Origin of the sequence: Mycobacterium attenuatum (genome assembly GCF_900566085.1) — a bacterium.
In the GTDB taxonomy this organism is placed as follows: domain Bacteria; phylum Actinomycetota; class Actinomycetes; order Mycobacteriales; family Mycobacteriaceae; genus Mycobacterium; species Mycobacterium attenuatum.
The window spans coordinates 1-1011 of the sequence record NZ_UPHT01000189.1 but is presented as its reverse complement, the minus strand read 5'-3'; the positions used below and the strand labels follow the sequence as shown (position 1 = coordinate 1011).

1 pseudogene is annotated in these 1011 nt (G+C 58.5%); it reads right to left on the bottom strand.

Annotated features, from left to right (window positions below):
• Window positions 1-1011, bottom strand: a pseudogene (locus tag EET13_RS29115) (PPE family protein); the annotation flags it as partial.

Here is a 1011-nt window from a genome sequence, read left to right as displayed (position 1 = left end):
ACCCCCGGCCCCGCCGCCACCTGCAACACCGGAATCACCACCGGACCCACACCCGGACCCGAAATCCCCAACTGCAACGACTCACCCGCGCCGCCCACATGTAAATCCACCGACGGACCCGAAATCGTGATCGGATCCACCACAATCGGCCCAATAGTGCCGGTCAAATTATTACCGTTCAAATGCAAGGTCGGAATCGTGAAGCTCCCGATCACGATGTCGCCGAGGTGGCCGGTGATGGGGATGTCGAGGGGGACTTTGACGTCGAGGTTTAGTGCGATTGCGGGGATGGTCAGGGTGTAGTCGAAGCCGGCGTGGCCTTGGCCGTCGCCGCGCCAGAAGAACCCGTTGTTGAGGTTGCCCTGGTTGAACCCGCCGGTGTTGACATCACCGGTGTTGGCGATCCCGGTGTTGAGATCACCAGGATTGAACCAGCCGGTGTTGGTGTCCCCGGCATTCCACGAGCCGGTGTTAGAGGCCCCCACATTGAAACTGCCCGAGTTGTAGGAACCCGCATTACCCACCCCGGTGTTGAGCAACCCCGTGTTAAACACCCCGGTGTTCAACCGGCCCGGGTTGAACAACCCCGTATTCAACTCACCAGAATTACCCACCCCCCAGTTCCCGGTCCCCGAGTTGAACAACCCCACATTCCCGACACCCGAGTTGAACAACCCCACATTCCCGCTTCCGGAATTCCACCCCCCGAACCCGACCTGACCATCACCACTCAACCCGATCCCAATATTATGACTACCCGTGTTCCCGAACCCGATATTGCCGATCCCGGTATTCCCGAAACCAAAGTTGTAATCCCCGCCATTCCCCAACCCCACATTGTACGACCCCAGATTCCCCGGCCCGAAATTATACAACCCGATATTCCCCGAACCCACATTGAAACTCCCCAAGTTCCCCGACCCAAAATTCCAACCCCCAAGATTCCCAAACCCCACATTACTACCACCAACATTGCCCCCACCCACATTCCCATCACCCACACTCCCCAAC